Raw genomic sequence first — 25,430 nt, forward strand, 5'->3', positions numbered from 1 at the left:
GACCTCGGCCGAATCGGTGAACCATTCCCGAGGGCCCGACTTATGGTCTGGACGCGCCGTGAATCACTGGCGCGATGAGCGGCACCACAACCGCACGCGATCGGGACGAGCGCGCGAGGAGAGGGACGGGGACGATGACCATGGACCTGTTGTGCACACACGTCGACCGGATACGTCCGGTGAAACCGGGCACCGAGGGCTGCGAGGAGTGCCTGGTCCTGGGCGACGGCTGGGTGCACCTGCGGATGTGCCTCAGCTGCGGGCACGTGGGCTGCTGCGACTCCTCGAGGAACCGTCACGCCACCCGGCACTACCGCACCACGGAGCACCCCATCGCGGCCTCCCACGAGCCCGGTGAGGACTGGGCCTGGTGCTACGCGGACCAGCTGATGTTGGACCCGGCGTGAGCGCGGCCCGGGAGGGCGCCCGCGTCGCCCCCGCGGGGAGCGGCACCGCCGCCGAACGCACCGAGAACCGCAAGCCCGTCATCCTGGCCGTGGACGACGATCCGCAGGTCCTGCGCGCCGTCCGTCGGGACCTGCGCAGCGCCTACGGCGACCGGTACCGGGTGCTCGGCGCCTCCTCCGCCGCCGACGCGTTGAAGATCCTGGACTCCCTCGACGAACGCGGTCACGACCCGGCGCTCTTCCTCGTCGACCAGCGGATGCCGGACGTCACGGGGGTCGAGTTCCTGTTGGAGGCGGTCAGCCGCTTCCCCGACGCCCGTCGCGTCCTGCTGACCGCGTACGCGGAGACCGACGCGGCGATCACCGCCATCAACCGGGTCCGGCTGGACTACTACCTGCTCAAGCCGTGGGACCCGCCCCACGAGCGGCTCTTCCCCGTCCTGGACGACCTGCTCTCGGACTGGCTCGCCAACTACCGGCCCGCGTACGACGGAATCATCGTCGCCGGCCACCTGGTCTCCCCCGGCACGCACGCCGTCCGGGACTTCTTCACCCGCAACGGGCAGCCGTTCCGCTTCCTGAACGTGGAGCGGGACCCCGAGGCGCTGACCGTGATCGCCTCCGCGCACGCCGACGCGGCGCTCCCCCTGGTCCGCTTCCCGGACGGGACGGTGCTCTCCGCCCCGACCGACACCCAACTCGCCCAGCGGCTGGGCCTGTCCACCACCGCCTCCCGCCCGCACTACGAGTGCGTGATCGTCGGCGCGGGCCCGGCGGGGCTGGCGGCCGGGGTCTACTCGGCGTCCGAGGGCCTGTCCACCCTGATGCTGGACTCCCGCGCCCCGGGCGGCCAGGCGGGCACCTCCAGCCTGATCGAGAACTATCTGGGCTTCCCCTCGGGCCTCTCGGGCGGGGACCTGACCCGCCGGGCGACCATCCAGGCCTCGCGGTTCGGCGCCGAGATCCTGCACCCGGTGGAGGTGGTCTCGCTGACCCGGGACGACCCGGCGAAGATCCTGACCCTGGCGGACGGCACGGAGATCAGCGCGGAGACGGTGCTGCTCGCGACCGGGGTCTCGTACAACCGGCTCCAGGCCCCCGGCGCGGACCGTTTCGAGGGCGCCGGTCTGTACTACGGAGCGGCGACCACGGAGAGTTCGGCCTGCATCTCGCAGCACGTGTTCATCGTGGGCGGCGCGAACTCGGCCGGGCAGGCCGCGGTGCACTTCGCCAAGTACGCGGCCCGGGTGACGATCCTGGTCCGGGCGGCCTCGCTCGACGACAGCATGTCCCGCTACCTGATCGACGAGATCGAGCGGACCCCCAACATCGAGGTCCGGGTGCGGACGACGGTGGTCTCGCTGGACGGTGACGAGCACCTGGAGCGGCTGACCCTGCACGACGCGGAGACCGGCGAGGACAAGGAGGTGCCGGCCCGCTTCATGTTCACCTTCATCGGTGCCCGCCCCCACACGGACTGGCTGGCGGGGGTCGTGGAGCGCGACGAGTACGGCTTCGTCCTGACCGGTTCCGACCTGATCGCCAACGGCGGGGAGCTCCCGCAGGAGTGGAGCCTGGAACGCGCGCCCTACCCCCTGGAGACCAGCGTGCCGGGGGTCTTCGCGGCGGGCGACGTGCGCGCCCACTCCGTCAAGCGGGTCGCGTCGGGGGTGGGCGAGGGGGCGATGGCGGTCTCGCTGATCCACCGCTACCGCTCGATGGGCTGAGAGCGAACACGGTCGACGATGCCCGCCGGACGCTTGCGATCAAGCGGACAACGGATGCAACGTTGATTACATGATTACAGCCGAGCAGCAGACACAGCTCCGCACCTGGTTCTCGGACCGCCTTCCGGTGGACGTCTACGAGTCGCTGGTGTCGGTCACCGTCGACCGCGAGGAGATCACGGTCGTCGGGACCGCGCCGGCGAACGAATCGGTCGCGGAGTTCCGCGAACGCACCCGCGAGCAGCGCGTCGAGGTCGCCCGCGAGGCGGAGGAGCTCTACCGCCGCAAGGTCGCCTGGGGCGTCCGCTCCGGCGGGGAGACCACCGTCTTCACCCACCTCGCGGTGCCCGTGATGACCCGGTTGCGCCAGAGCGAACGCCAGGTCCTCGACACCCTGGTGGCCGGCGGCGTCGCGCGCAGCCGGGCCGACGCCCTCGCCTGGTGCGTACGCCTGGTCGACCGCAACACCGACGCGTGGCTCACCGAGCTGCGCGACTCCCTCGACAAGGTCCGGCAGGTCCGCTCCCAGGGCCCCGACCTCGACGCGGACACCGACTCGAACATCAAGAAGTCCGGGTCCGAATAGCCGAAAGCGTCGCCGGGAACGCAAGATCGCGGAAGGCTGGCCGGGACCACCTGAACCCAGGGAGAGGCACGCACACCATGACCACCACCGTCGAATACATCCGCTACCGGATCGCCCCGGGCGATCAGCAGGAGTTCGAGGCGGCGTACGGCCGGGCCGCCGAGTCCCTCGCCGCCTCGCCCGAGTGCATCGACTACGAGCTGGCCCACGGCGAGGAGGAGGCCGAGCGCTACATCCTCCGCATCCGCTGGACCTCGGTCGCGGACCACCTGGAGGGCTTCCGCAAGGGCGAGCAGTTCCCGGCGTTCTTCAACGCGATCCGCCCGTACGTGAGCAACATCGAGGAAATGAAGCACTACCGGGTGACCGACGTGGTCGGCCCGGGGAAGGCCGCCTCCCGGTCATGAGCACCTCGCCCGACACCACCCCCACCATCTACGAGTGGATGGGCGGCGAGGAGGCGATGAACCGCCTCGCCGACACCTTCTACGGACACGCGCTGCGCGACGAGATCCTCGCCCCGGTCTTCGCCGGCATGGACGCGGAGCACCCGCGGCACGTCGCCGTCTGGCTGTCGGAGGTCTTCGGCGGCCCGAAGGACTACACCGCCCACCACGGCGGCCACCGGCACATGGCCACCAAGCACCTGGGCCGGGGCATCACCGAGAAGCAGCGACGCCGTTGGGTGGACCTGCTGATGGACACCGCCGACGAGGTCAAGCTCCCGACGGACCCCGAGTTCCGGGCGGTCTTCGCCTACTACATCGAATGGGGGACCCGGATGGCGCTGATCTACTCGGGCGCCAACCCGCCGCCGGTCGACGCGGCCGACATCCCGGTCTGGTCCTGGGGCCAGACCCCGCCGTGGGTCCCCGGACCGCCCAAGACCCCGTGACCCGGTGGGGGCCCCGGCCCCCACCTTCCCGCCCCGTCGGTTCAGTCCCGCCGGGGCCCGCGGCGCGGTGACCGGGGCGAGTCCCCGCGGTCCGTCGTCGACCCGTCCGCCAGCAGCACGGTCAGCGGGGACGACGGTCCGTCGTCCTCCCGCGCCCAGAAGTCCACGGCCTCCTCCAGGATCTCCCGGAGGGTCTCCCAGTCCGCCGGGCGGGCCCGCTCGTACCCGCGCCAGGAGGTCACCGCGACCAGTCGCCCCGGCGCCGCCGGCAGCCACGACAGGTCGATCAGCGCGTCCGCCAGCGCGTCCCAGTTGCCGCCGAACCACTCGGGGACCCGCAGCGCCTCGCCGAGGCGGCGCATCAGCTCGGCCTTGCTCCGCACCCCGTCCAGGTCCAGGTCCAGGATCGTCCACCCCGCCTCCCTCGCGGCGGCGAGTGCCGGGCCGAGCGGCTGCGCGTCGAGGGTCATCGGAGAACCGCCTTGAAGGTCTCGTAGTGGTCGTCCGTGTAGAAGAACTCCCCGCCCTCGCCCGTCACGATCCGCCGGGCCCCGCGGTCGCGCGCCCCCGGCGTGGTCACGGTGAACTCGTGGTAGTGACCGCGCTTCTGCCGGGGCAGTGCCTTCTCGAAGTTCCCGAAGACGGTCCCGTCCTGCCGGTACGGGTACGGCCCACCCCGGTCGATCAGCGCCAGCACCTCACGTGCCTGCCGCGGCAGCGCGTCCGCGCGTACCGTGGCCATCCCCTTCGCCCACTTCGGCACGGCGGCGTCGCCCCCGGTGGAGGCGGAGGCCGAGCCGGAGGCAGGCGTGCCGGCGTCGGTGGGCGCGGGATTCTTCGCACCGCAGCCCGCCGCACCGACCAGCGCGACGCAGAGGAACAGAGCCCCCAGCACACGCAGCAACGATCGGGGCACGTTCCGAAAGATCATGCACCGATCGTGCCAAATATCCGATTCGCTCGCGAATCGCCCGGTGGCCTCAGAGCGCGGCCATCTTGGTGTAGGGACTCAGGATTCGTTTCTGGACCGACCCGAAGTCGACGAGAACGGCGATCCCCTCCTCGATCCCGACGACACGGCCGAGACCGTGTTCGTCGTGAGTAACCCGGTCGCCCACGTTGAAGTGCCGCAAGGGCGCTTCCACAGGGGCCTTGAACGGGCTGGACGGCAAATGGCGGCGAGGTACTGCTGACTTTGTCATTGAACCCAGTATGCGCCCCACAGGCCGCCCCACGGTCCGCCGTTCGGATCTCAATTCCGGCACCATCCGCACCACCGACCCCCGACGGGGGCCCGGTCAGTCGTCCGGGTCGGCCCGCTCCAGCGCCGGCCGGAGCCCCGGCGCGGATTCGGTGAGCAGGTAGTCGGCCACCGCCGTGTCCGTGACGAGGCTGGTCACCAGGCCCGACCGGAGCACCGCCCCGATCGCGGAGGCCTTGCGCAACCCGCCCGCGATGGCCACGACCTCGGGAATCCGACGCAGTCGGTCCGCCTCGACGGTGATGCACCGCTCGCCGAGGTCCCGTCCGACCCGACGACCCTCCGCGTCGAACAGATGCGCGGACATCTCGGCGGCGACGCCCAAGGAGGCGTAGTGCGCCCGCTCCTCGTCCGTGAGCATGTCGTGGACCGTGGAGATGCCCGTCTCCCAGGACCCGATGGAGACGGCCGCGACGGTCACCTTGTCGAAGTACTCGAAGGCGCGCGCGATGCCCGTCTGGCCGCGCAGCGCGGCGGCCGTCGCCGGATCGGGCAGCAGCATGGGGGCGTAGATGGGGTGCGCGTCGCCGCCGGAGACCTGCGCGGCCCTGCGCACGGCCTCCACGGAGCCGCGCTCGGCGGTCCCCGCGTCGTACACGCCCGTCAGCTGGACCACCGTGCAGGGAGGCAGGCGGTGCAGGGAGGCGGCCATGTGAATGGTCGATCTGCCCCACGCCAGTCCCAGGACGTCGCCCTCGTTGACGAGCTCGCCGAGGAGGTCGGCCGCGACCGCGCCGAGGTTCTCCGGGTCGGGTGCGTCCTCGGTCGCGTCGGCCGGCGACTCCACGACGACCGCGTGACGCAACCCGTACCGGGCGCGGAGCGCGTCCGACCTCTCCGCGTCCAGTTCGGCCGGGACCCGGATCTCGATGCGCACGAGATCGCGCTCCAGCGCCGTTTCCAGGACCCGGGCCACCTTGAAGCGGCTCACGCCGAACTCCTCGGCGATCTGGATCTTGGACTTCCCCTCCAGGTAGAAGCGGCGCGCCATGGCCGCCGCCTGCACCAGCTCCGCGGGTCCCATCCGCAGGGCTGACCGTCCCGCCGACATTGCAGACACCGCGTTCTCCTCACTGCTGTTCACACTCTCGTGTTCACACTCTCGACTCGCCGTTCATCCTGTCAGATCCGACGGCCGTTGATCAGCCTGGACAGCCCCCGTTCACCGAGCTGTTCACCAAGCCTTGTCTCAGTGGTCGCAACCCCAGGGCGCGGCGGCGATGGCCGCACTCGCCTGCTCACGCAGCGTCCGCACCGCGGCGGCCGGGTCGACCGCGCCGTAGACCGCGCTCCCGGCGACGAACACGTCCGCGCCCGCCTCGGCGACCCGCTCGATCGTCGAGGCCGACACCCCGCCGTCGACCTGGAGCCAGAGTTCCAGCCCGTGCTTGGCGATCAGCTCCCGGGTACGCCGGATCTTGGGCAGCATGATGTCGAGGAAGGCCTGTCCGCCGAAGCCGGGCTCCACCGTCATGATCAGCACCATGTCCAGCTCGGGGAGCAGGTCCTCGTACTGTTCGATCGGCGTGGCCGGCTTGAGCGCCATCGACGCCCGCGCCCCCTTCGCCCGGATCTCCCGTGCCAGCCGCACCGGCGCGGCGGCGGCCTCGGCGTGGAAGGTGACCGATCCCGCGCCGGCCTCCACGTACTGCGGCGCCCAGCGGTCGGGGTCCTCGATCATGAGGTGCAGGTCGAGCGGGATGTCCGTGGCCCGGCTCAGGGACTCCACGATCGGCATGCCGAGGGTGAGGTTCGGGACGAAATGGTTGTCCATGACGTCGACGTGCAGCCAGTCGGCGCCCTCGACGGCCCTGGCCTCTTCGGCGAGCCGGGAGAAGTCGGCGGACAGGATGCTGGGATTGATCTGAACGGCCATGCCCCAAGGTTGCCATGCCCCCGCCCGGTTCCGGCCATGACCCCGGAAGTCTCCGTACGGTGCGGGACGCGCGAGTGATCATGGGCCTCGCCCCACTCGCCCCTCGTCACCACCCCCGGCACGACCGCGCCGCGCGCCCCGCCGCCGCCGAGGGATCCCGCCACCGCCGCACCGCCCGCCGCGCCCTCGACGGGGGCGGCGGGCCGGCCCTCAGGCCGTGCGGCGCAGCAGTGCCAGGTACATGGCGTCCGTACCGTGCAGGTGCGGCCAGAGCTGGACGTCCGGGCCGTCCCCCAGGGCCGGCACGCCGGACATGTAGGGCCTGGCGTCGATCAGTTCGGCCGAGACGGGCGACGCGCCGGCGCCGCGCCCCTTCAGGACGTCGTCCACCACGACCCGGGTCTCCGCCAGGTGCGGGGAGCAGGTCGCGTAGCCGACGAGGCCGCCGACGCGGACCGCCGAGAGCGCCTCCCGGAGCAGACCGCGCTGGAGCGGCGCGAAGCCGTCCAGGTCCTCGGGACGTCGCCGCCAGCGGGCCTCGGGGCGTCGCCGCAGCGCGCCCAGGCCGGAGCAGGGCACGTCCACCAGGACCCGGTCGAAGGAGCCCGGCAGCCACGGCGGGCGGGTGCCGTCGGCTGCGATGACCTGGTACGGACCGGGGTTTCCGGCCAGCGCGTTCTCCACCAGGCGTGCCCGGTGCGGCTGCTTCTCGGAGGCCAGCAGGAACGCGCCCCGCCGTGCGGCGAGCGCCGCCAGCAGGGCCGCCTTGCCGCCGGGGCCGGCGCAGCCGTCCAGCCAGCGGGCGTCGCGACCCTCGATCGGAGCCGCCGCCAGGGCCATCGCCACCAGCTGACTGCCCTCGTCCTGCACGCCGGCCCGCCCGTCGCGCACCGCCTCCAGCGCGCCCGGCTCGCCACCCTCGGCCATCCGCACGGCGTACGGGGACCAGCGCCCGGGCAGCGCCGAGTCCTCGCCGACGGCTTCCAACAGCTCCTCGGTGGTGGACCTCCCGGGTCGCGCCACCAGGGTGACCTCGGGCCGCTCGTTGTCGGCCTCCAGGAGGTCCTCGATGCCCGCGCGGCCTCCGCCCAGGGCGTCCCACAGCGCGCTGACGACCCAGCGCGGGTGCGAGTGGTACACCGCCAGGTGCTGCTCCGCGTCGTCCTCGTAGGGCGGGGCGACCTTCTCCAGCCAGCCGTCCAGGTCGTGCGCGGCGATCTTGCGCAGGACGGCGTTCACGAACTTGGCGCGTCCGTCGCCGAGCACCACCCGCGCCAGTTCCACGCTCGCGGAGACCGCCGCGTGCGTCGGGATCCGGGTCCCCAGCAGTTGGTGCGCGCCGAGCGAGAGCACGTCCAGCACCGGCGGGTCCACTTCCCGCAGCGGTCGGTCGATGCAGGCCTTGATGACCGCGTCGTACGTCCCCTGGCGGCGCAGCGTCCCGTACACCAGCTCGGTGGCCAGAGCCGCGTCGCGTGCCTGGAAGTTCTCGTCCTGGCGGGCCTTGCGCAGCAGCGGCGGGAGCACGAGGTTGGCGTACGCGTCCCGCTCCCCCACCGCCCGCAGCGCCTCGAACGCCAGCATCCGCACGGGGTCCTTCTGCGGCCGGCGGTACGGCTTGCCCGGCTTGCCGCCCTGGGCCCCGGACGGCTTGCCACCCCCGGTGGCGGCGGGTCGACGACGAGGCTGGCGAGGCTGTTCGCTCACGTGAAAGGTGCTCCGGATGTACGAGGTGCTACGGGTCTGCAGAGGCGGGGGGGGGAACGACGGGGATCAGCCTACGTCGACTCCACCGAGGCGCTCGCCGGGCGCGATCCGCACCCCGCGCGCCCAGTCGGCGCCCTTCATCGGCTTCTTGCCCTGCGGCTGCACCCAGAGCAGCTCCACGGCGTGCGAACCGGTGCCGACGTACACGTTGTTCTTGGCCGGGGCGAGCACCCCGGGCTCCAGGTCCGTGCGGTCGGGCACCAGGCCGACCGAGATCAGCTTGAGCCGCTCGCCGCGGAAGACGGTCCACGCCCCGGGGGCCGGCGTGCAGCCGCGCACCACCCGGTCGACACGGAGCGCGGGGGCCTTCCAGTCGATCCGGGCGTCCTCCACCGTGATCTTGGGCGCGAGCGAGATCCCGTCGGCCGGCTGCTCGACGGCGCGCAGCGTCCCGTCCTCGATGCCGTCCATGGTGGCCGCCAGCAGACCGGCCCCGGCGAAGGCGAGCCGGGTCAGCAGGTCGCCGCTGGTGTCGGTCGGCCGGACCTCCTCGGTGAGGATCCCGTAGACCGGGCCGGAGTCGAGACCTTCCTCGATCTGGAAGGTGGACGCGCCGGTGACCTGGTCCCCCGCCATGATCGACTGCTGTACGGGGGCCGCGCCGCGCCAGGCGGGGAGCAGCGAGAAGTGCAGGTTGACCCAACCCCGCCGGGGGATCTCCAGCGCGCTCTTGGGCAGCAGCGCCCCGTAGGCGACGACCGGGCAGCAGTCGGGGTCGATCTCGCGCAGCCGGGCCTGGAAGTCGGGGTCGCGGGGCCGGGTGGGCTTGAGGACCTCGATCCCGGCCTCCTCGGCGCGCTCGGCGACGGGGCTCGCGACGAGCCGTCGGCCACGACCCGCCGGTGCGTCGGGCCGGGTGACGACGGCGGCGACCTCGTGGCGCCCGGAGGCGATCAGGGCGTCCAGGGCGGGCACGGCGACCTCGGGGGTGCCTGCGAAGACGAGCTTCACCGGTTACTACCTCGCTATCTCGGCTGTCAGCAGCACACCAGTCTATGGGGGTGCGCGCGAGGCGGCTCACCTGTGCTCCCGAGGGGGCGTACGCACACGCGCGCGCCCCTCGCATATGCCGACACGCCCCCACAGCGTGACCTGCGCACCGGCTGGAGCGTTGGTCAAGAGAGATTGACCGAAACGGGCCGCGCATCACACCGGTGTCTGCGGCCGCTCCGCTCTTCAGCACCGGTTCGAGAGGCTACTTCATGGCCGACCACGCCACCCACGACGCCCAAGCACGGGCCAGCCTGCACCTCTTGGTGCGGGACATCGAGCGGGTTCGCCGGCAGGTGGATGCCCTGCGTACGCTCACCGCCCAGCTCGGCAACGTGTACCGCCCGCGCCGCTCAGGGCCCTCCACGGGCTTCGTCGTCTACGGAAGGGCGCCCGCGCCCACCGTCCGCCTCGCGCAGGAACTGCGGGACAGCGTCGAGACGCTGGTCACCGCCGCGGTGGACTTCGACCGCTCGCTCGGTTTCTCGTGGGACGCGGTCGGTTCGGCTCTCGGCGTCACCAAGCAGGCCGTGCACCGGCGTTACGGGGCCCGGCGGGCGCAGCCCGTCGAGTCGGCCGAGCCGCCGGCCGAGGCGACCACCACCACCCGCACCCTGGGGCCGCTCCCCACCATCCCGGCGGCCCGCTCGGTACCGCCGCAGCCCGTGCGCGAGGAGTCGCAGGCGGGTGCCCAAGCCGGAGCCGCGGCGGGGTCGGTCCCCCGCTCGCCGGCGTTCCCGGGACCGCGGAACGGCTGATCGCCCCCACCGCCGGGACGCCGACCCCCGACGGTCGGGGCCGATCCGTTGCCGCAGTACAGCTGTTCCCGCCCCCGGCGGGGCGATCCGAACGGTCGCCCCGCCGGGGGCGTTCGGCGTCCCGGCCGCCGGACGCGCCCGAGCACTCGACGCCGCGGCTCCCCGGAGGGGGCCACCCGCCGGCCCGGGGCGGGCGTCAGCCGATGTCCGGCGGGTCGATCCTGACCCGCACCGACTCCGCCGCCGACACGCCCCGGGCCATCCGACCGGCTTGCGCCGACTTGAGCGCCGCCGCCAGGGCCGCACCGTTGCCGGGCCTGACCCGAACCAGCGCCCGTTCGCTCGAGGAGGCCTCCCCGCGCCGCGCCGGCAGCGGCACCGGGCCCAGGATCTCGGCGTCCGACGGCAGGTCCGCGGCGGCCAGGAAGCCCTCGATCGCCTCCTTGCGGCCGATGACGGACGCCATGCGCGACACCGGCGGGAAGCGCAGCTCGGCGCGCTCCGCCAGCTCGCGCAGCGCGTGCCCCACCGGGTCCCACCTGACCAGCGCCTGCACGGGGCGCAGCGTGGGCTCGGCCACGATGACGACCTGGCCGCTGCCTCGCACCAGGGACGACGCGGCGATCCACCGTCGCAGCGCCTCCTCACTCGCCCGCAGGTCGGGGAAGCCGAGCATCGCCCAGCCGTCGAGGAGCAGCGCGGCCGCGTAGCCGTCGCCCTCCGCCACCGGCTCCGCGCCCGGCGTGGAGACCACCAGGGCCGGGGCGTCGGGCACCCGGTCCAGCACGTGGTCGCGCCCCGAGGTGCGCACGGACACGGCGGGGAAGGCGCGCCCCAGTTCCTCGGCGGTGCGGCGCGCCCCGACCACCTGGGCCCGCAGGCGGAAGGACCCGCACTCCTCGCAGTGCCAGGCGCTCTCCTGTCGGCCGCACCATCCGCAGTGCAGCTCCCGCGCGTCGGGCGCCTCCAACGGTCCCGCGCAGGCCCCGCACCGCGCGGGGGTCCGGCACCGCTCGCAGGCCAGCCGGGGCACGTACCCGCGCCGGGGCACCTGGACGAGCACGGGCCCGGTCTTCAGGCCCTCCCGTACGGTCTCCCAGGCCAGGCTGGGCAGTCGGGCCACGCGGGCCGCCTCGTCCCGCGCGAGGAGTTCGTCGCCGACGGTCCGGATGCGGGGTGCGTGCGCGCGTACCGTCGTCCGATCGGCCACCAGCGGCCGGGCCCAGCCGGACTCGACGAGTCGGGCGGCCTCGACCGTGCAGCTCGTACTGCCCAGGAGGAAGGCGCAGCCCTCCGTCAACGAGCGCAGTTGCAGTACCTCCCGCACGTGCGGGAAGGGGGCGTTGTCGTCGCTGTGGCTGGAGTCCCCGTCGTCCCAGACGGCGACCAGCCCCAGGTCCCGGACGGGAGCGAACATGGCCGCCCGGGTCCCGATCACGGCCCGCACCGAGCCGCGGTGCACCGAGAGCCATTGCGTGTAGCGCTTCTGGGGGCCCGATTCGGCGGTGAGCAGGGTGTGCAGCCCCTTGCCGACCAGGGCGGTCAGCGCCTCGTCCACCCGGGCGGCGGCGCGCCCGTCGGGAAGGACGGCCAGCGCGCCGCGGCCGGAGGCCAGGGTGGTCGCCATGGCGCGCGCCAGCTCGTCCGGCCAGTGCGGACCGGGCAGTGCCGTCCACACGGTGCGGGGGCTCGCGCCGGAAGCCAGCTCGCGCAGGAAGCCGGGTCCGGCCGGGTACCGCTCCCAGCCGCCCGGTTCCGGCGCCTCGGGGGCGGGCCTCGGCTCCGGGGACGGGCGGCTCTCGGCCTGGCCGTGGCGCGGCGGGATCGCCAGTTGGAGGACGTCGGCGAGACTGCCCGCGTAGCGCTGGGCGACGGCCCGGGCGAGCTTCTCCATCCGCGGGCTCAGCACCCGCTCCGGGGACACCACCTGCGCCAGTGCGGCCAGCGGCCCGGTGTAGTCCGTCTCGGCGATCCGCTCGATCACGAAGCCGTCGATCAGGCCGCCGCCCTCGCGGCGTCCGTCACGGACGCGGCCCTCCCCGGCGCCGAAGCGGACCCGCACCCTGACGCCCGGCTGGGCGTCCTCGGCCAGGTGCTCGGGGACGGCGTAGTCCCAGGTCTGGTCGAGGTGCAGGACGCCCTTGTTGACGAGGACCCTGGCGATCGGCAGGTCCTTGGCCAGCGGCGCTCCCCGCCAGGTGCGGGGCTTGGCCTTCTCCTCGGCCGTCGCCTTGGCCTCGGCGACCATCCCCCGGATCAGCGCGAGCTGCTCCGGCGGACCGCCGGGACTCCCGTCCTCGGGCCGCTCTTCGGAATCGCTCTCGCTGCTCACACCCGAATTCTTACCAAATGCCGGTGACAACGACGTACGGCCCCGGACCGAGGGGTCCGGGGCCGTACGTGCGGGCGCGTTCGCGCCGGGGGTCCTACAGACCGGCGGCGGCGCGCAGGGCGTCGACGCGGTCGGTGCGCTCCCAGGTGAAGTCCGGCAGCTCGCGGCCGAAGTGGCCGTAGGCGGCGGTCTGCGCGTAGATCGGGCGCAGCAGGTCCAGGTCGCGGATGATGGCGGCCGGGCGGAGGTCGAAGACCTGGCCGATCGCCTCCTCGATCTTCTGGACGTCGACCTTGGCGGTGCCGAAGGTCTCCACGAAGAGACCGACCGGCTCGGCCTTGCCGATGGCGTACGCGACCTGCACCTCGCAGCGCGAGGCCAGCCCGGCGGCGACGACGTTCTTGGCGACCCAACGCATGGCGTAGGCGGCCGAGCGGTCGACCTTGGACGGGTCCTTGCCGGAGAAGGCGCCGCCACCGTGACGGGCCATGCCGCCGTAGGTGTCGATGATGATCTTGCGGCCGGTGAGGCCGGCGTCGCCCATCGGGCCGCCGATCTCGAAGCGACCGGTCGGGTTCACCAGGAGGCGGTAGCCCTCGGTGTCGAGCTTGATGCCGTCCTCGATCAGCTGGGCCAGCACGTGCTCGACGACGAACTCGCGGATGTCCGGGGCGAGCAGCGAGTCCAGGTCGATGTCGGCGGCGTGCTGCGAGGACACGACGACCGTGTCCAGGCGCACGGCCTTGTCACCGTCGTACTCGATGGTGACCTGGGTCTTGCCGTCGGGGCGCAGGTACGGGATGGTGCCGTTCTTGCGGACCTCGGACAGGCGGCGCGAGAGCTTGTGCGCGATGTGGATCGGGAGCGGCATCAGCTCGGGCGTCTCGTCGCAGGCGTACCCGAACATCAGGCCCTGGTCGCCGGCGCCCTGCTTGTCCAGCTCGTCCTCGTCACCCTCGACCCGCTTCTCGTACGCGGTGTCGACGCCCTGCGCGATGTCGGGGGACTGCGCGCCGATGGACACCGACACGCCGCAGGAGGCGCCGTCGAAGCCCTTCTTCGAGGAGTCGTAGCCGATTTCGAGGATCTTGTCGCGGACGAGCTGCGCGATCGGGGCGTAGGCCTTCGTCGTCACCTCTCCCGCGATGTGCACGAGACCGGTGGTGATGAGGGTTTCCACGGCCACGCGCGAAGTCGGGTCCTCGGCGAGAAGCGCGTCGAGGATCGTGTCGCTGATCTGGTCAGCGATCTTGTCGGGGTGGCCCTCGGTCACGGACTCCGAGGTGAACAGGCGACGGGACACAACGCTCCCTGGGGTTGCAGCGGCTGCTGGCTGATCATTTGGCGGAACCACATCGGGGGCTGCGCCCGATCACGTTCCGAGTGCAGTTTATCGGTCGTCGCCGTCTGTCGGACCACCCGTCTCGCCTTGTGGGAGCCGTGTGACCTGCGGCACTCCATTCTGACCCAGGAGCATGTCTGCGGGAAGCGTCCCGTTCAGGCGCGTCGTGGCGCGAAACGGTTCGCGACGTGATCCCAGATCACCTCGGCCAGTACGTCCTTGGGACCATACGGCACGGCCGTCTCGGTCCCGTCGGAAGCGAGGACGACCGCCTCGTTCTCCTCCGAACCGAAGGTCTTGCTCTCGCCCACTTCGTTGACGACGAGAAGGTCACACCCCTTGCGGCGGAGTTTCGCACGTCCGTTCGCGAGCACGTCGTCCGTCTCGGCGGCGAATCCCACGACGACCTGCCCCTCACGGGCACGGTCGGCGGAGACCTCCGCGAGGACGTCGGGGTTGCGCACGAGGGCCACCGGTTCGGGCTCCTGCCCGTCCTTCTTCTTGATCTTTCCGTCCGCGTAGTGGGCGGGCCGGAAGTCGGCGACGGCGGCGGCCATCACCACCGCGTCGGCCTCGGCGGCGGCCTTGAGGACCGCCTCCCGGAGCTGGAGGGCCGTGCCCACCCGTACGACGTCCACCCCGGCCGGGTCGGGCAGCGCGGTGTTGGCCGCGACCAGCGTGACGCGGGCGCCGCGGGCGACGGCGGTGCGGGCGAGCGCGTAGCCCTGCTTGCCGGAGGAGCGGTTGCCGAGGAACCGGACCGGGTCGAGCGGCTCCCGGGTGCCGCCGGCGCTGATCACCACGTGCCGGCTGGCGAGGTCGGGTCCGGCGCCGTCCGCGCGGCCGGCGCCCCGCAGGACGTGGCGGCAGACCTCGTAGATCTCCTCGGGGTCGGGCAGTCGCCCCTTGCCGGTGTCCTTGCCGGTGAGCCGGCCGACGGCGGGCTCGATGACGACGGCGCCCCGTCGGCGCAGCGTGGCCACGTTCTCCCGGGTGGCGGGGTGCTCCCACATCTCGGTGTGCATCGCGGGTGCGAAGACGACCGGACAGCGCGCGGTGAGCAGGGTGTTCGTCAGGAGGTCGTCCGCGAGCCCGTGGGCGGCCTTGGCGAGCATGTCGGCGGTGGCGGGCGCGACGACCACCAGGTCGGCCGACTGGCCGATGCGCACGTGCGGCACCTCGTGCACGGTCTCCCAGACCTGATGGGAGGCCGGGTTGCCGGAGAGCGCGGCCCACGTGGCCTCGCCGACGAAGTTGAGGGACGCCGCGGTGGGCACCACCCGTACGTCGTGCCCGGACTCGGTCAGCCGACGCAGCAGCTCACAGGCCTTGTAGGCGGCGATTCCGCCACTGACCCCCAGCACGACCTTCGGCTTGCCCACCACACACTCCCCTTCGCGGAACGTCACTGACACCTATGACACACCACAGGCCCGACAGATGTTCTGCCGGGCCTGTGGTGAAAGGAATTCTCGGTGCTTACTGAGCCGGGGCCTCGATGGCCTCGGAGGTCAGCAGACCCGCGTTGATCTCGCGCAGCGCGATCGAAAGCGGCTTCTCGTGGACGTGGGTGTCCACCAGCGGGCCGACGTACTCAAGCAGGCCCTCGCCGAGCTGCGAGTAGTACGCGTTGATCTGACGGGCACGCTTGGCCGCGTAGATCACGAGGCTGTACTTCGAGTCGGTGGCCTCGAGCAGCTCGTCGATCGGCGGGTTGATGATGCCCTCGGGCGCAGTCATGGAAGAGGACACGCTCTACCTTCCGAAGATGGGTGAAGATTCAAACATCGATCGAAAGAACATCGATCAACGATCAGACAACTTCCATCAAGGCTAGCAGCTCGCGCGCCACGTCCTCGACGGAGGTGTTGACGAGGGTGGTGTCGAACTCCGATTCGGCGGCGAGTTCGACACGTGCCGCGCCGAGCCGACGCTCGATGACCTCGGCCGACTCGGTCCCTCGGCCGGTGAGCCGGCGGACCAGCTCCTCCCAGCTCGGCGGGGCGAGGAAGACCAGCTGGGCCTCGGGCATGGACTCGCGGACGAGTCGGGCGCCCTGGAGATCGATCTCCAGCAGGACCGGCTCGCCGTTCTCCAGGCGTTCCAGTACCGCGCCGCGCGGTGTGCCGTAGCGGTTGCCCGCGAACTCGGCCCACTCCAGCAGCTCGCCGTTGGCGATCAGCTTGTCGAACTCGTCGTCGTTGACGAAGAAGTAGTGGACTCCGTGTCGCTCACCGGGCCGCGGCTTGCGGGTGGTGGCCGACACCGAGAGCCATACCTCGGGGTGAACCTTGCGCATATGCGCGACGACCGTGCTCTTGCCGACCCCCGAGGGGCCGGAGAGCACGGTCAGCCGCGGACGAACCTCTGCTGCCATAGAGCGATTATCCAGGTTCTCGGGACTGCCTGAGAACGCCGGGAGAACTTCGTGCGAAGCCTCAGGCGGGCTTGCCGCCGAACTCACGCTCCAGAGAGGCGATCTGGTTGGAGCCGAGACCTCGAACACGTCGAGACTCGGAGATGCCGAGGCGCTCCATGATCTGCTTGGCGCGGACCTTGCCCACGCCGGGGAGGGACTCCAGAAGAGCGGAGACCTTCATCTTGCCGATGACGTCGTTCTCCTGGCCCAGCTTGATGACGTCATGGAGGGAGGCGCCGGAATGCTTGAGTCGATTCTTCACCTCGGCCCGCTCCCGGCGAGCCGCGGCGGCCTTTTCGAGCGCTGCTGCGCGCTGTTCAGGGGTAAGGGGCGGAAGAGCCACGCCTACGTCACCTCGGATGTCGAACTGTCGGATACGGACCGGCGGGATGCCGGAAGGCATCACACCAGGCGAGCCCCAGAACAGCGGTGGTGCTCGATCGCTGCTCGTTCACTCTGGTCGGAGACTAGCGGCCAGGGCCGCTCCCGTCAGCGAGAACGGACGAAAAGTCCTGGTCAGCCTTTGCTGAACCGTACATCACGGACAAACTACCTCGGTTTTGTCCGGTGAAGGACGTTCGAATTTCGTCAAGCAGTGCGACGCGTCCCGCCCACGCCTCCCCGAACGCCCCCGTTCCGCGCCCCGAAGCCGCCCTGCGGGCGGGTTCGACGTGATCCGCGTCACGTCGGGCCCGCCCACCGCCCCGACGGGGCTCAGGCCGACGCCACCGCGGTCCGGACCTCGTCCGCGAAACGGGCCGCCGCCGCGCGCAGCGCACCCGCGTCGGGACCGTGCTTCAGCACGCCTCGCGAGACGTTCGGCACGACGTTGCTCACGGCCGCCCCGAACACGCCCGGGAGGTCGGCCGCGGTCGCGCCCTGCGCGCCGATGCCCGGGGCCAGCAGCGGCCCGTTGATGTCCAGGTCGAAGGAGGACAGGTCCCCCAGGGTGGCGCCCACCACCGCGCCGAAGGAGCCCATGGGGGTGGCGCCCGCGTTCTCGGCCGCCAGGTGCCCCAGCATGGTCGCGCCGATCGTGCGACCGTCCTCGCGCACCGCGCGCTGGACCTCCGCGCCCTCCGGGTTCGAGGTCAGGGCCAGCACGAACAGGCCGGCGCCCGACGCGCGGGCCAGTTCCACCGCCGGGGCCAGCGAGCCGTAGCCCAGGTACGGGGAGACCGTCAGCGCGTCGGAGAACAGCGGCGAGGACGGCGACAGGAAGGTCTCCGCGTACGCGGCCATCGTCGAACCGATGTCTCCGCGCTTGGCGTCCATGACGACCAGCGTGCCCGCCGCCCGGGCGTCCGCGACGGTCCGCTCCAGGACGGCGATGCCGCGCGACCCGAACCGCTCGAAGAAGGCGGCCTGCGGCTTGAAGACCGCGACCTCCTGCGCCAGCGCCTCGACGACCGTGCGGGAGAACTTCTCCAGCCCCGCGATGTCGTCGTCCAGGCCCCAGGAGGCCAACAGGGCGGCGTGCGGGTCGATGCCGACGCACAGCGGGCCCCGGGAGTCCATCGCCGCGCGCAGGCGGGTGCCGAAGGGGGTCACAGAGGTCACAGCGAGGCCTTCCGGGTCTCGGCGCCCACCGCGTCGGCGAGCGAGTCGTACGGGCTGTCCGCGAGGCGGGCGGCCAGGCCTCGGTGAAGGGCGCGGGCGTAGAGCGGACCCTCGTAGACGAAGGCGCTGTACCCCTGGATCAGCGTCGCGCCGGCCAGGATCCGCTGCCAGGCGTCCTCGGCGTTCTCGATGCCGCCGACGCCCACGAGGACCAGGCGGTCGCCCACACGGGCGTACAGCCGCCTGAGGACCTCCAGGGAGCGGTCCTTGACGGGCGCGCCGGACAGGCCGCCGGTCTCCTTGACCAGGGCGGGGTCGGACTTGAGGCCCAGGCCCTCGCGCGCGATGGTCGTGTTGGTGGCGATGATGCCGTCGAGGCCGAGTTCCAGGGCCAGGTCGGCGACCGCGTCCACGTCCTCGTCGGCGAGGTCGGGGGCGATCTTGACCAGGAGCGGGACCCGGCGGTCGGTGACCACCCGGTCCGCGGCCTCCCGTACGGCCGTCAGCAGCGGTCGCAGGGACTCGGTGGCCTGGAGGTTGCGCAGGCCCGGGGTGTTCGGGGAGGAGACGTTGACGACGAGGTAGTCGGCGTGGCGGGCGAGCCGCTCGGTGGAGGCGACGTAGTCCGCCGCGGCCTCCGCCTCCGGGACGACCTTCGTCTTGCCGATGTTCACGCCGACCACGGTCTTGAAGACGGGGTTGCGGGCGGCCAGCCGGGCGGCGACGGCCTCCGAGCCCTCGTTGTTGAAGCCCATGCGGTTGATCAGGGCGCGGTCGGGGACCAGTCGGAAGAGCCGCTTCCTGGGGTTGCCGGGCTGTGCCTGCGCGGTGACGGTGCCGATCTCGACGTGGTCGAAGCCGAGCATCGCCATGCCGTCGATGGCGACCGCGTTCTTGTCGAAGCCCGCCGCGAGACCGAAGGGGCCGTGCATGCGCAGGCCCAGGGCCTCGGTGCGCAGCTCCTCGTGGCGGGGCGCGAGCCAGGCGGCGACGAAGGTCCGCAGCACGGGGGTGCGGGCCGCGAGACGGATCCAGCGGAAGGCCAGGTAGTGCGCCTGCTCCGGGTCCATGCGCTTGAAGACGAGGTTGAAGAACAGTTTGTACATCGTCCGAAATATCCCTTGTGCGCTCATGAAAGGGGGGACACCGGTCGCCGTGCCGGTGCCCCCCTTTCGTACGGGCTGCTAGTCGCGGGCCGCGATCAGGTGTTCCGCGTGCTCCTGGAGCGAGCGGACGCCGACGTCGCCGCGGTTGAGCGCGTCGATGCCCTGGACGGCGGCGGCGAGCGCCTGGACCGTGGTCAGGCACGGGACGCCGCGCGCCACGGCAGCCGTACGGATCTCGTAGCCGTCGAGGCGGCCACCCGTGCCGTACGGGGTGTTCACGATCAGGTCGACCTGACCGTCGTGGATGAGCTGGACGACGGTCTTCTCACCGTCGGGGCCCTCTCCCTCGCTGAGCTTGCGCACGATGGTGGCGTTGATGCCGTTGCGACGCAGCACCTCCGCCGTTCCCGAGGTCGCCATCAGCTCGAAGCCGTGGGCGACGAGCTCGCGCGCCGGGAAGATCATCGAGCGCTTGTCGCGGTTGGCGACGGAGATGAAGGCGCGGCCCTTGGTGGGCAGCGGGCCGTAGGCGCCGGCCTGCGACTTGGCGTACGCCGTGCCGAAGACCGAGTCGATGCCCATGACCTCGCCGGTGGAGCGCATCTCCGGGCCGAGGACCGTGTCGACGCCGCGGCCCTGGATGTCGCGGAAGCGCGACCACGGCATCACGGCCTCCTTGACGGAGATCGGCGCGTCGAGCGGCAGGGTGCCGCCGTCCCCGGTCCTGGGCAGCATGCCCTCCTCGCGCAGCTCGGCGATGGTGGTGCCGAGCGAGATGCGGGCGGCGGCCTTGGCCAGCGGGACCGCGGTCGCCTTCGAGGTGAAGGGAACGGTCCGGGAGGCGCGCGGGTTGGCCTCCAGGACGTAGAGGATGTCACCCGCCATCGCGAACTGGATGTTGATCAGGCCGCGGACGCCGACGCCCTTGGCGATGGCCTCCGTGGAGGTGCGCAGGCGCTTGATGTCGTACCCGCCGAGGGTGATCGGGGGCAGGGCGCAGGCCGAGTCGCCGGAGTGGATGCCGGCTTCCTCGATGTGCTCCATGACGCCGCCGAGGTAGAGCTCGTGGCCGTCGTAGAGCGCGTCGACGTCGATCTCGATCGCGTCGTCGAGGAAGCGGTCGACCAGCACGGGGCGGGTCGGGGAGATCTCGGTGGACTCCGCGATGTACGACTCCAGGCGGGTCTCGTCGTAGACGATCTCCATGCCGCGGCCGCCGAGCACGTAGGACGGGCGGACCAGGACCGGGTAGCCGATCTCGTCGGCGATGGACTTGGCACCCGCGAAGGTGGTGGCCGTGCCGTGCTTGGGGGCGGGCAGCCCGGCCTCGGCGAGGACCTGGCCGAAGGCGCCGCGGTCCTCGGCGGCGTGGATGGCCTCCGGCGGGGTGCCGACGACGGGGACGCCGTTGTCCTTGAGGGCCTGGGCGAGACCGAGGGGGGTCTGGCCGCCGAGCTGGACGACGACGCCCGCGATGGGGCCGGCGAGGGACTCGGCGTGGACGATCTCCAGCACGTCTTCCAGCGTCAGCGGCTCGAAGTACAGGCGGTCGGAGGTGTCGTAGTCCGTCGAGACGGTCTCGGGATTGCAGTTGACCATCACGGTCTCGTAGCCGGCGTCGCTCAGCGCGAAGGAGGCGTGGACGCAGGAGTAGTCGAACTCGATGCCCTGGCCGATGCGGTTCGGGCCGGAGCCCAGGATGATCACCGCGGGCTTGGTGCGGGTCGCGACCTCGGACTCCTCGTCGTACGAGGAGTAGAAGTACGGGGTCTTGGCCGCGAACTCGGCGGCGCAGGTGTCGACCGTCTTGTAGACCGGGCGGACACCGAGGGCGTGGCGGACCTCGCGGACGACGTCCTCGCGCAGACCCCGGATCTCGGCGATCTGGTGGTCCGAGAAGCCGTGCCGCTTGGCTTCGGCCAGCAGCTCGGGCCGGAGCTTGTCCGCGGCCGCCAGGTCGTCGGCGATCTCCTTGATCAGGAACAGCTGGTCGACGAACCAGGGGTCGATCTTCGTGGACTCGAAGACCTCCTCCTGGGTGGCGCCGGCGCGGATCGCCTGCATGACGGTGTTGATGCGGCCGTCGGTCGGGCGGACCGCGGTGGCCAGCAGCTCTTCCTTGTCGCCGGGCGGGCCGACGAAGGTGAACTGCGAGCCCTTCTTCTCCAGCGAGCGCAGGGCCTTCTGGAGGGCCTCGGTGAAGTTGCGGCCGATGGCCATGGCCTCGCCCACCGACTTCATGGTGGTGGTGAGGGTGGCGTCGGCGAGCGGGAACTTCTCGAAGGCGAAGCGCGGGGCCTTGACGACGACGTAGTCGAGGGACGGCTCGAAGGAGGCCGGCGTCTTCTCGGTGATGTCGTTGGGGACCTCGTCGAGGGTGTAGCCGATGGCCAGCTTGGCGGCGATCTTGGCGATCGGGAAGCCGGTGGCCTTCGACGCGAGCGCCGAGGAGCGCGAGACGCGCGGGTTCATCTCGATGACGATGACGCGGCCGTCGACCGGGTCGATCGCGAACTGGATGTTGCAGCCGCCGGTGTCGACGCCGACCTCGCGGATGATCGCGATGCCGATGTCGCGCAGCCGCTGGTACTCGCGGTCGGTCAGCGTCATCGCGGGGGCGACGGTGATCGAGTCGCCGGTGTGGACGCCCATCGGGTCGAAGTTCTCGATGGAGCAGACGACGACCACGTTGTCCTTGGTGTCGCGCATCAGCTCCAGCTCGTACTCCTTCCAGCCGAGGATGGACTCCTCCAGGAGCACCTCGGTGGTCGGGGAGAGCGTGAGGCCCTGGCCGGCGATGCGGCGCAGTTCGTCCTCGTCGTGGGCGAAGCCGGAGCCGGCGCCGCCCATGGTGAAGGAGGGGCGCACGACGACGGGGTAGCCGCCGAGGGTGTCGACGCCGGCGATGACGTCGTCCATCGTGTGGCAGATGACCGAGCGGGCGGACTCGCCGTGGCCGATCTTGGCCTTGACGGCCTCGACGACGCCCTTGAAGAGCTCGCGGTCCTCGCCCTTGTTGATGGCCTCGACGTTGGCGCCGATCAGCTCGACGCCGTACTTCTCCAGCACACCCTGCTCGTGCATGGAGATCGCCGTGTTGAGCGCGGTCTGGCCGCCGAGGGTGGGCAGCAGCGCGTCGGGGCGCTCCTTCGCGATGATCTTCTCGACGAACTCGGGGGTGATCGGCTCGACGTACGTGGCGTCGGCGATCTCCGGGTCGGTCATGATCGTCGCGGGGTTGGAGTTGACCAGGATGACCCGCAGGCCCTCGGCCTTGAGGATGCGGCAGGCCTGGGTCCCGGAGTAGTCGAACTCGGCGGCCTGTCCGATGACGATCGGGCCGGAGCCGATGACCAGGACGGACTGGATATCGGTGCGCTTAGGCACGCTCGGCCTCCATCAGGGCGGTTTCCATCAAAGACGTGAAGCGGTCGAAGAGGTACGCGGCGTCGTGCGGGCCGGCGGCCGCCTCGGGGTGGTACTGGACGGAGAAGGCGGGCCGGTCGAGCAGCCGCAGACCTTCGACGACCTGGTCGTTCAGGCAGACGTGGGAGACCTCGGCGCGGCCGTAGGGGGTCTCGGAGACCTTGTCGAGGGGCGCGTCCACGGCGAAGCCGTGGTTGTGCGCGGTGACCTCGACCTTGCCCGTGGTGCGGTCCTGGACCGGCTGGTTGATGCCGCGGTGGCCGTACTTCAGCTTGTACGTGCCGAAGCCGAGCGCGCGGCCCAGGATCTGGTTGCCGAAGCAGATGCCGAAGAGCGGGGTCTTGCGCTCCAGCACGGCCCGCATGACGGCGACGGGGCCGTCGGCGGTGGCCGGGTCGCCCGGCCCGTTGGAGAAGAACACGCCGTCGGGGTTGACGGCGTACACGTCCTCGACCGTGGCGGTGGCGGGCAGCACGTGCACCTCGATGCCGCGCTCGGCCATCCGGTGCGGGGTCATGCCCTTGATGCCGAGGTCCACGGCGGCGACGGTGAACTTCTTCTCGCCGATCGCGGGGACGACGTACGCCTCCTTGGTGGCGACCTCGGCGGAGAGGTTCGCGCCCTTCATCTGCGGGGCGGCCTGCACCTTGGCCAGCAGCGCCTCGTCGCGGACGCCCTCCCAGGCCTCGCCGGAGAAGATGCCGACGCGCATGGCGCCGCGCTCGCGCAGGTGGCGGGTCAGGGCGCGGGTGTCGATGCCGGAGATCCCGACGACGCCCTGCCGGACCAGCTCCTCGTCCAGCGAGCGCCGCGAGCGCCAGTTGGAGGGGACGCGGGCGGGGTCGCGCACGACGTAGCCGGCGACCCAGATGCGGGAGGACTCGGGGTCCTCGTCGTTCACGCCGGTGTTGCCGACGTGCGGGGCGGTCATCACGACGACCTGTCGGTGGTACGACGGGTCGGTGAGGGTCTCCTGGTAGCCGGTCATGCCGGTGGAGAACACGGCCTCGCCGAAGGTCTCCCCCACAGCGCCGTAGGCGCGGCCGCGGAAGATCCGACCGTCCTCCAGGACGAGTACGGCGGGAGCTTTGGCTGCTCCCCTGGTGGAGGTCGTCATCGTTCGGCGCCTTCCGTCGTGATGGATGAGTTCATGTGGTTGATCGCCTCGACCCAGGCGGCGTGTTCGGCCGCGCGGTCGGAGCGGAATCCGGAGTCGATCAGCTTGTCGCCGTGCGCCCATGTGACGACGAGCAGACCGCCCTCGGTGAGTACCTTGCCCGCGATCCCCTTGTCGAGGCGGGCGCCGCGCAGCTGCGCGGCCGGTACGAAGAAGTCGGTGGCACCCGGTCGGACCACGTCGAGGCCCGCGTCGGTGAGCGTGAGCTCCACCCGGCTGCGGACACCCAGACCGTGGGCGACGATCCGGTCGAGCCACTGCCCGGCGGTGGTCGACCCGTGGTACCGGCCGGTCAGCGCCAGCCGGTGTTCGGGCAGACCGCTCGGGGCGGCGGGGAGTTCCGGCAGATCGCCCTGCAGGGCGCCGCGCCATTTCCAGCCCTGCCGCATCAGCCAGTACACGAACACGATGAAGACGACCAGGCCGATCACCCACGCGATGCGGGCGCCGAGGCTGGTCACCTCCGCCGACTGTCGTTCGGCGGCCTCGGCGGCCAGTTGGATTACTGCAGGTGTCACGCCAGCGTCCCGTCCACGACCGTTGCCCGGCCCCGCAGGAATGTGTGAGTGACGCGCCCCGGCAGCTCGCGGCCCTCGTAGGGCGTGTTGCGGCTGCGGGAGGCGAAGTGTGCGGGGTCCACGACACCACGGTACGAGGTGTCGACCAAGGTCAGGTTCGCGGGTTCACCTGCCGAGACGGGTCGGCCGTGGTTTTCCAGGCCGCCGATGCGCGCGGGGGCGAAGGACATCCGCTGGGCGACGCCCGCCCAGTCGAGCAGTCCGGTCTCCACCATCGTCTGCTGGACGACGGAGAGCGCGGTCTCCAGGCCCACCATTCCCATGGCGGCGGCGGCCCACTCGCAGTCCTTGTCCTCGTGCGGGTGCGGGGCGTGGTCGGTGGCGACGATGTCGATCGTGCCGTCGGCGAGCGCCTCGCGCAGGGCCAGCACGTCGCGCTCGGTGCGCAGCGGCGGGTTGACCTTGTAGACCGCGTTGTACGAGCGGACGAGCTCGTCGGTGAGGAGCAGGTGGTGCGGGGTGACCTCGGCGGTGACGTCGATGCCGCGGGACTTCGCCCAGCGGACGATCTCGACGGAGCCGGCGGTGGAGAGGTGGCAGATGTGCACGCGGGAGCCGACGTGCTCGGCGAGGAGGACGTCGCGGGCGATGATCGACTCCTCGGCGACGGCGGGCCAGCCGCCGAGACCGAGTTCGGCGGAGACGACGCCCTCGTTCATCTGGGCGCCTTCGGTCAGGCGGGGCTCCTGGGCGTGCTGGGCGACGACGCCGCCGAAGGCCTTCACGTACTCCAGGGCGCGGCGCATGATCACGGCGTCGTCCACGCACTTGCCGTCGTCGGAGAAGACGGTGACGCGGGCGGCGGAGTCGTGCATGGCGCCGAGCTCGGCGAGCTGCTTGCCCTCCAGGCCGACGGTGACGGCGCCGATGGGCTGCACGTCGCAGTAGCCGGATTCCTTGCCGAGCCGCCAGACCTGCTCGACGACGCCGGCGGTGTCGGCGACCGGGAAGGTGTTCGCCATGGCGAAGACGGCGGTGTAGCCGCCGCTCGCGGCGGCGCGGGTGCCGGTCAGGACGGTCTCGGAGTCCTCGCGGCCGGGCTCGCGCAGGTGGGTGTGCAGGTCGACGAGGCCGGGGAGGAGGACCTGGCCCTCGGCCTCGATGACGGTCGCGCCCTCGGCGGACAGCCCGGTACCGACCTCGGCGATGGTCTCGCCGTCGATCAGGACGTCCTGCGCCTCGCCACCGAGTACCTGCGCGCCACGGATAAGGATCTTGCTCAT

25 protein-coding genes are annotated in these 25,430 nt (G+C 71.7%); 6 read left to right on the plus strand and 19 right to left on the minus strand.

From position 1 onward, the window contains the following. Window positions 1-134: 134 nt before the first annotated feature. From ACQEVM_RS23625 to ACQEVM_RS23645, 5 genes are all read left to right on the plus strand, one after another. Window positions 135-407, plus strand: coding sequence for a UBP-type zinc finger domain-containing protein (locus tag ACQEVM_RS23625; RefSeq protein ID WP_433082158.1), 273 nt, complete (start codon window positions 135-137; stop codon window positions 405-407). Beyond that, a complete protein-coding gene (locus ACQEVM_RS23630; protein WP_433082160.1) occupies window positions 404-2,134 on the plus strand; it encodes an FAD-dependent oxidoreductase in 1,731 nt (576 codons plus the stop codon). The genes ACQEVM_RS23625 and ACQEVM_RS23630 overlap by 4 nt, the downstream gene beginning before the upstream one ends. Window positions 2,135-2,204: 70 nt before the next feature. Then, the gene (locus ACQEVM_RS23635; protein ID WP_433082162.1) at window positions 2,205-2,720 is read left to right on the plus strand and encodes a hypothetical protein; all 516 of its coding nucleotides are present in this window, start codon (window positions 2,205-2,207) and stop codon (window positions 2,718-2,720) included. 77 nt (window positions 2,721-2,797) lie between these two features. After that, window positions 2,798-3,127, plus strand: coding sequence for a putative quinol monooxygenase (locus ACQEVM_RS23640; RefSeq protein ID WP_433082164.1), 330 nt, complete (start codon window positions 2,798-2,800; stop codon window positions 3,125-3,127). Beyond that, window positions 3,124-3,615 (plus strand): group II truncated hemoglobin, encoded by a 492-nt coding sequence (locus ACQEVM_RS23645; RefSeq protein WP_433082166.1) that lies wholly within the window; start codon window positions 3,124-3,126, stop codon window positions 3,613-3,615. The genes ACQEVM_RS23640 and ACQEVM_RS23645 overlap by 4 nt, the downstream gene beginning before the upstream one ends. Before the next feature lie 41 nt (window positions 3,616-3,656). On the opposite strand, the gene ACQEVM_RS23650 is transcribed toward ACQEVM_RS23645, so the two are convergent. The 7 genes from ACQEVM_RS23650 to fmt all read right to left on the minus strand — a co-directional run bounded on the left by ACQEVM_RS23650 (window position 3,657) and on the right by fmt (window position 9,470). Then, on the minus strand, window positions 3,657-4,085 hold the full coding sequence (locus tag ACQEVM_RS23650) for a barstar family protein (protein ID WP_433082168.1): 429 nt from the start codon (window positions 4,083-4,085) through the stop codon (window positions 3,657-3,659). Beyond that, complete coding sequence (locus ACQEVM_RS23655; RefSeq protein ID WP_433082170.1) at window positions 4,082-4,546, minus strand: ribonuclease domain-containing protein; 465 nt, start codon at window positions 4,544-4,546, stop codon at window positions 4,082-4,084. Before ACQEVM_RS23655 ends, ACQEVM_RS23650 begins: the two co-directional genes overlap by 4 nt. 49 nt (window positions 4,547-4,595) lie before the next feature. Further along, on the minus strand, window positions 4,596-4,817 hold the full coding sequence (locus tag ACQEVM_RS23660) for a CarD family transcriptional regulator (protein ID WP_053676605.1): 222 nt from the start codon (window positions 4,815-4,817) through the stop codon (window positions 4,596-4,598). Between the two features lie 96 nt (window positions 4,818-4,913). After that, on the minus strand, window positions 4,914-5,927 hold the full coding sequence (locus ACQEVM_RS23665) for a sugar-binding transcriptional regulator (protein WP_267797527.1): 1,014 nt from the start codon (window positions 5,925-5,927) through the stop codon (window positions 4,914-4,916). 138 nt (window positions 5,928-6,065) lie between these two features. Further along, a complete protein-coding gene (rpe, locus tag ACQEVM_RS23670; protein ID WP_351375216.1) occupies window positions 6,066-6,752 on the minus strand; it encodes a ribulose-phosphate 3-epimerase in 687 nt (228 codons plus the stop codon). Window positions 6,753-6,962: 210 nt separating this feature from the next. After that, window positions 6,963-8,342, minus strand: coding sequence for an RsmB/NOP family class I SAM-dependent RNA methyltransferase (locus ACQEVM_RS23675; RefSeq protein ID WP_433085343.1), 1,380 nt, complete (start codon window positions 8,340-8,342; stop codon window positions 6,963-6,965). Window positions 8,343-8,525: 183 nt separating this feature from the next. Further along, entirely contained in the window at window positions 8,526-9,470 is a 945-nt protein-coding gene (fmt, locus tag ACQEVM_RS23680) for a methionyl-tRNA formyltransferase (protein ID WP_433082173.1), read from the minus strand. 251 nt (window positions 9,471-9,721) lie between these two features. On the opposite strand from fmt, the gene ACQEVM_RS23685 reads away from it, so the two are divergent. Then, window positions 9,722-10,267, plus strand: a complete 546-nt coding sequence (locus ACQEVM_RS23685; protein ID WP_433082175.1) for a hypothetical protein — start codon at window positions 9,722-9,724, stop codon at window positions 10,265-10,267. A gap of 196 nt (window positions 10,268-10,463) precedes the next feature. On the opposite strand, the gene ACQEVM_RS23690 is transcribed toward ACQEVM_RS23685, so the two are convergent. The 12 genes from ACQEVM_RS23690 to ACQEVM_RS23745 form a co-directional block, all read right to left on the minus strand. Further along, window positions 10,464-12,599, minus strand: a complete 2,136-nt coding sequence (locus ACQEVM_RS23690; protein ID WP_433082177.1) for a primosomal protein N' — start codon at window positions 12,597-12,599, stop codon at window positions 10,464-10,466. Window positions 12,600-12,693: 94 nt separating this feature from the next. Continuing rightward, entirely contained in the window at window positions 12,694-13,902 is a 1,209-nt protein-coding gene (gene metK, locus ACQEVM_RS23695) for a methionine adenosyltransferase (RefSeq protein WP_267797434.1), read from the minus strand. 194 nt (window positions 13,903-14,096) lie between these two features. Beyond that, window positions 14,097-15,323, minus strand: a complete 1,227-nt coding sequence (gene coaBC, locus ACQEVM_RS23700) for a bifunctional phosphopantothenoylcysteine decarboxylase/phosphopantothenate--cysteine ligase CoaBC (protein WP_433082179.1) — start codon at window positions 15,321-15,323, stop codon at window positions 14,097-14,099. Window positions 15,324-15,420: 97 nt separating this feature from the next. After that, entirely contained in the window at window positions 15,421-15,693 is a 273-nt protein-coding gene (gene rpoZ / locus ACQEVM_RS23705) for a DNA-directed RNA polymerase subunit omega (RefSeq protein ID WP_030879741.1), read from the minus strand. A gap of 61 nt (window positions 15,694-15,754) precedes the next feature. Next, a complete protein-coding gene (gene gmk / locus ACQEVM_RS23710; protein WP_053676614.1) occupies window positions 15,755-16,318 on the minus strand; it encodes a guanylate kinase in 564 nt (187 codons plus the stop codon). Window positions 16,319-16,379: 61 nt separating this feature from the next. Continuing rightward, window positions 16,380-16,703 carry an integration host factor gene (locus tag ACQEVM_RS23715; RefSeq protein WP_053676615.1) on the minus strand — a complete coding sequence of 108 codons (324 nt, stop codon included), beginning with the start codon at window positions 16,701-16,703 and terminating at the stop codon, window positions 16,380-16,382. A gap of 371 nt (window positions 16,704-17,074) precedes the next feature. Further along, window positions 17,075-17,920: an orotidine-5'-phosphate decarboxylase gene (gene pyrF, locus ACQEVM_RS23720; RefSeq protein ID WP_433082182.1), complete on the minus strand. Its 846-nt coding sequence runs from the start codon at window positions 17,918-17,920 to the stop codon at window positions 17,075-17,077. Then, window positions 17,917-19,026, minus strand: coding sequence for a quinone-dependent dihydroorotate dehydrogenase (locus tag ACQEVM_RS23725; RefSeq protein WP_433082184.1), 1,110 nt, complete (start codon window positions 19,024-19,026; stop codon window positions 17,917-17,919). The genes pyrF and ACQEVM_RS23725 overlap by 4 nt, the downstream gene beginning before the upstream one ends. A 78-nt stretch (window positions 19,027-19,104) precedes the next feature. Continuing rightward, complete coding sequence (gene carB / locus ACQEVM_RS23730; protein ID WP_433082186.1) at window positions 19,105-22,413, minus strand: carbamoyl-phosphate synthase large subunit; 3,309 nt, start codon at window positions 22,411-22,413, stop codon at window positions 19,105-19,107. Further along, a complete protein-coding gene (gene carA, locus ACQEVM_RS23735; RefSeq protein WP_433082188.1) occupies window positions 22,406-23,569 on the minus strand; it encodes a glutamine-hydrolyzing carbamoyl-phosphate synthase small subunit in 1,164 nt (387 codons plus the stop codon). The genes carB and carA overlap by 8 nt, the downstream gene beginning before the upstream one ends. After that, on the minus strand, window positions 23,566-24,147 hold the full coding sequence (locus ACQEVM_RS23740) for a hypothetical protein (RefSeq protein ID WP_433082190.1): 582 nt from the start codon (window positions 24,145-24,147) through the stop codon (window positions 23,566-23,568). Before ACQEVM_RS23740 ends, carA begins: the two co-directional genes overlap by 4 nt. After that, window positions 24,144-25,430 (minus strand): dihydroorotase, encoded by a 1,287-nt coding sequence (locus tag ACQEVM_RS23745; protein WP_433082192.1) that lies wholly within the window; start codon window positions 25,428-25,430, stop codon window positions 24,144-24,146. The genes ACQEVM_RS23740 and ACQEVM_RS23745 overlap by 4 nt, the downstream gene beginning before the upstream one ends.

This window comes from Streptomyces sp. CA-243310, assembly GCF_050936775.1.
GTDB lineage: Bacteria > Actinomycetota > Actinomycetes > Streptomycetales > Streptomycetaceae > Streptomyces.

Coding starts and splice junctions, on each gene's coding strand:
- ACQEVM_RS23625 (WP_433082158.1), top strand. CDS start 135: ATGACCATGGACCTGTTGTGCACACACGTCGACCGGATACGTCCGGTG.
- ACQEVM_RS23635 (WP_433082162.1), top strand. CDS start 2,205: ATGATTACAGCCGAGCAGCAGACACAGCTCCGCACCTGGTTCTCGGAC.
- ACQEVM_RS23640 (WP_433082164.1), top strand. CDS start 2,798: ATGACCACCACCGTCGAATACATCCGCTACCGGATCGCCCCGGGCGAT.
- ACQEVM_RS23645 (WP_433082166.1), top strand. CDS start 3,124: ATGAGCACCTCGCCCGACACCACCCCCACCATCTACGAGTGGATGGGC.
- ACQEVM_RS23650 (WP_433082168.1), bottom strand. CDS start 4,085: ATGACCCTCGACGCGCAGCCGCTCGGCCCGGCACTCGCCGCCGCGAGG.
- ACQEVM_RS23655 (WP_433082170.1), bottom strand. CDS start 4,546: ATGATCTTTCGGAACGTGCCCCGATCGTTGCTGCGTGTGCTGGGGGCT.
- ACQEVM_RS23660 (WP_053676605.1), bottom strand. CDS start 4,817: ATGACAAAGTCAGCAGTACCTCGCCGCCATTTGCCGTCCAGCCCGTTC.
- ACQEVM_RS23665 (WP_267797527.1), bottom strand. CDS start 5,927: ATGTCGGCGGGACGGTCAGCCCTGCGGATGGGACCCGCGGAGCTGGTG.
- rpe (WP_351375216.1), bottom strand. CDS start 6,752: ATGGCCGTTCAGATCAATCCCAGCATCCTGTCCGCCGACTTCTCCCGG.
- ACQEVM_RS23685 (WP_433082175.1), top strand. CDS start 9,722: ATGGCCGACCACGCCACCCACGACGCCCAAGCACGGGCCAGCCTGCAC.
- gmk (WP_053676614.1), bottom strand. CDS start 16,318: ATGGCAGCAGAGGTTCGTCCGCGGCTGACCGTGCTCTCCGGCCCCTCG.
- ACQEVM_RS23725 (WP_433082184.1), bottom strand. CDS start 19,026: ATGTACAAACTGTTCTTCAACCTCGTCTTCAAGCGCATGGACCCGGAG.
- carA (WP_433082188.1), bottom strand. CDS start 23,569: ATGACGACCTCCACCAGGGGAGCAGCCAAAGCTCCCGCCGTACTCGTC.
- ACQEVM_RS23745 (WP_433082192.1), bottom strand. CDS start 25,430: ATGAGCAAGATCCTTATCCGTGGCGCGCAGGTACTCGGTGGCGAGGCG.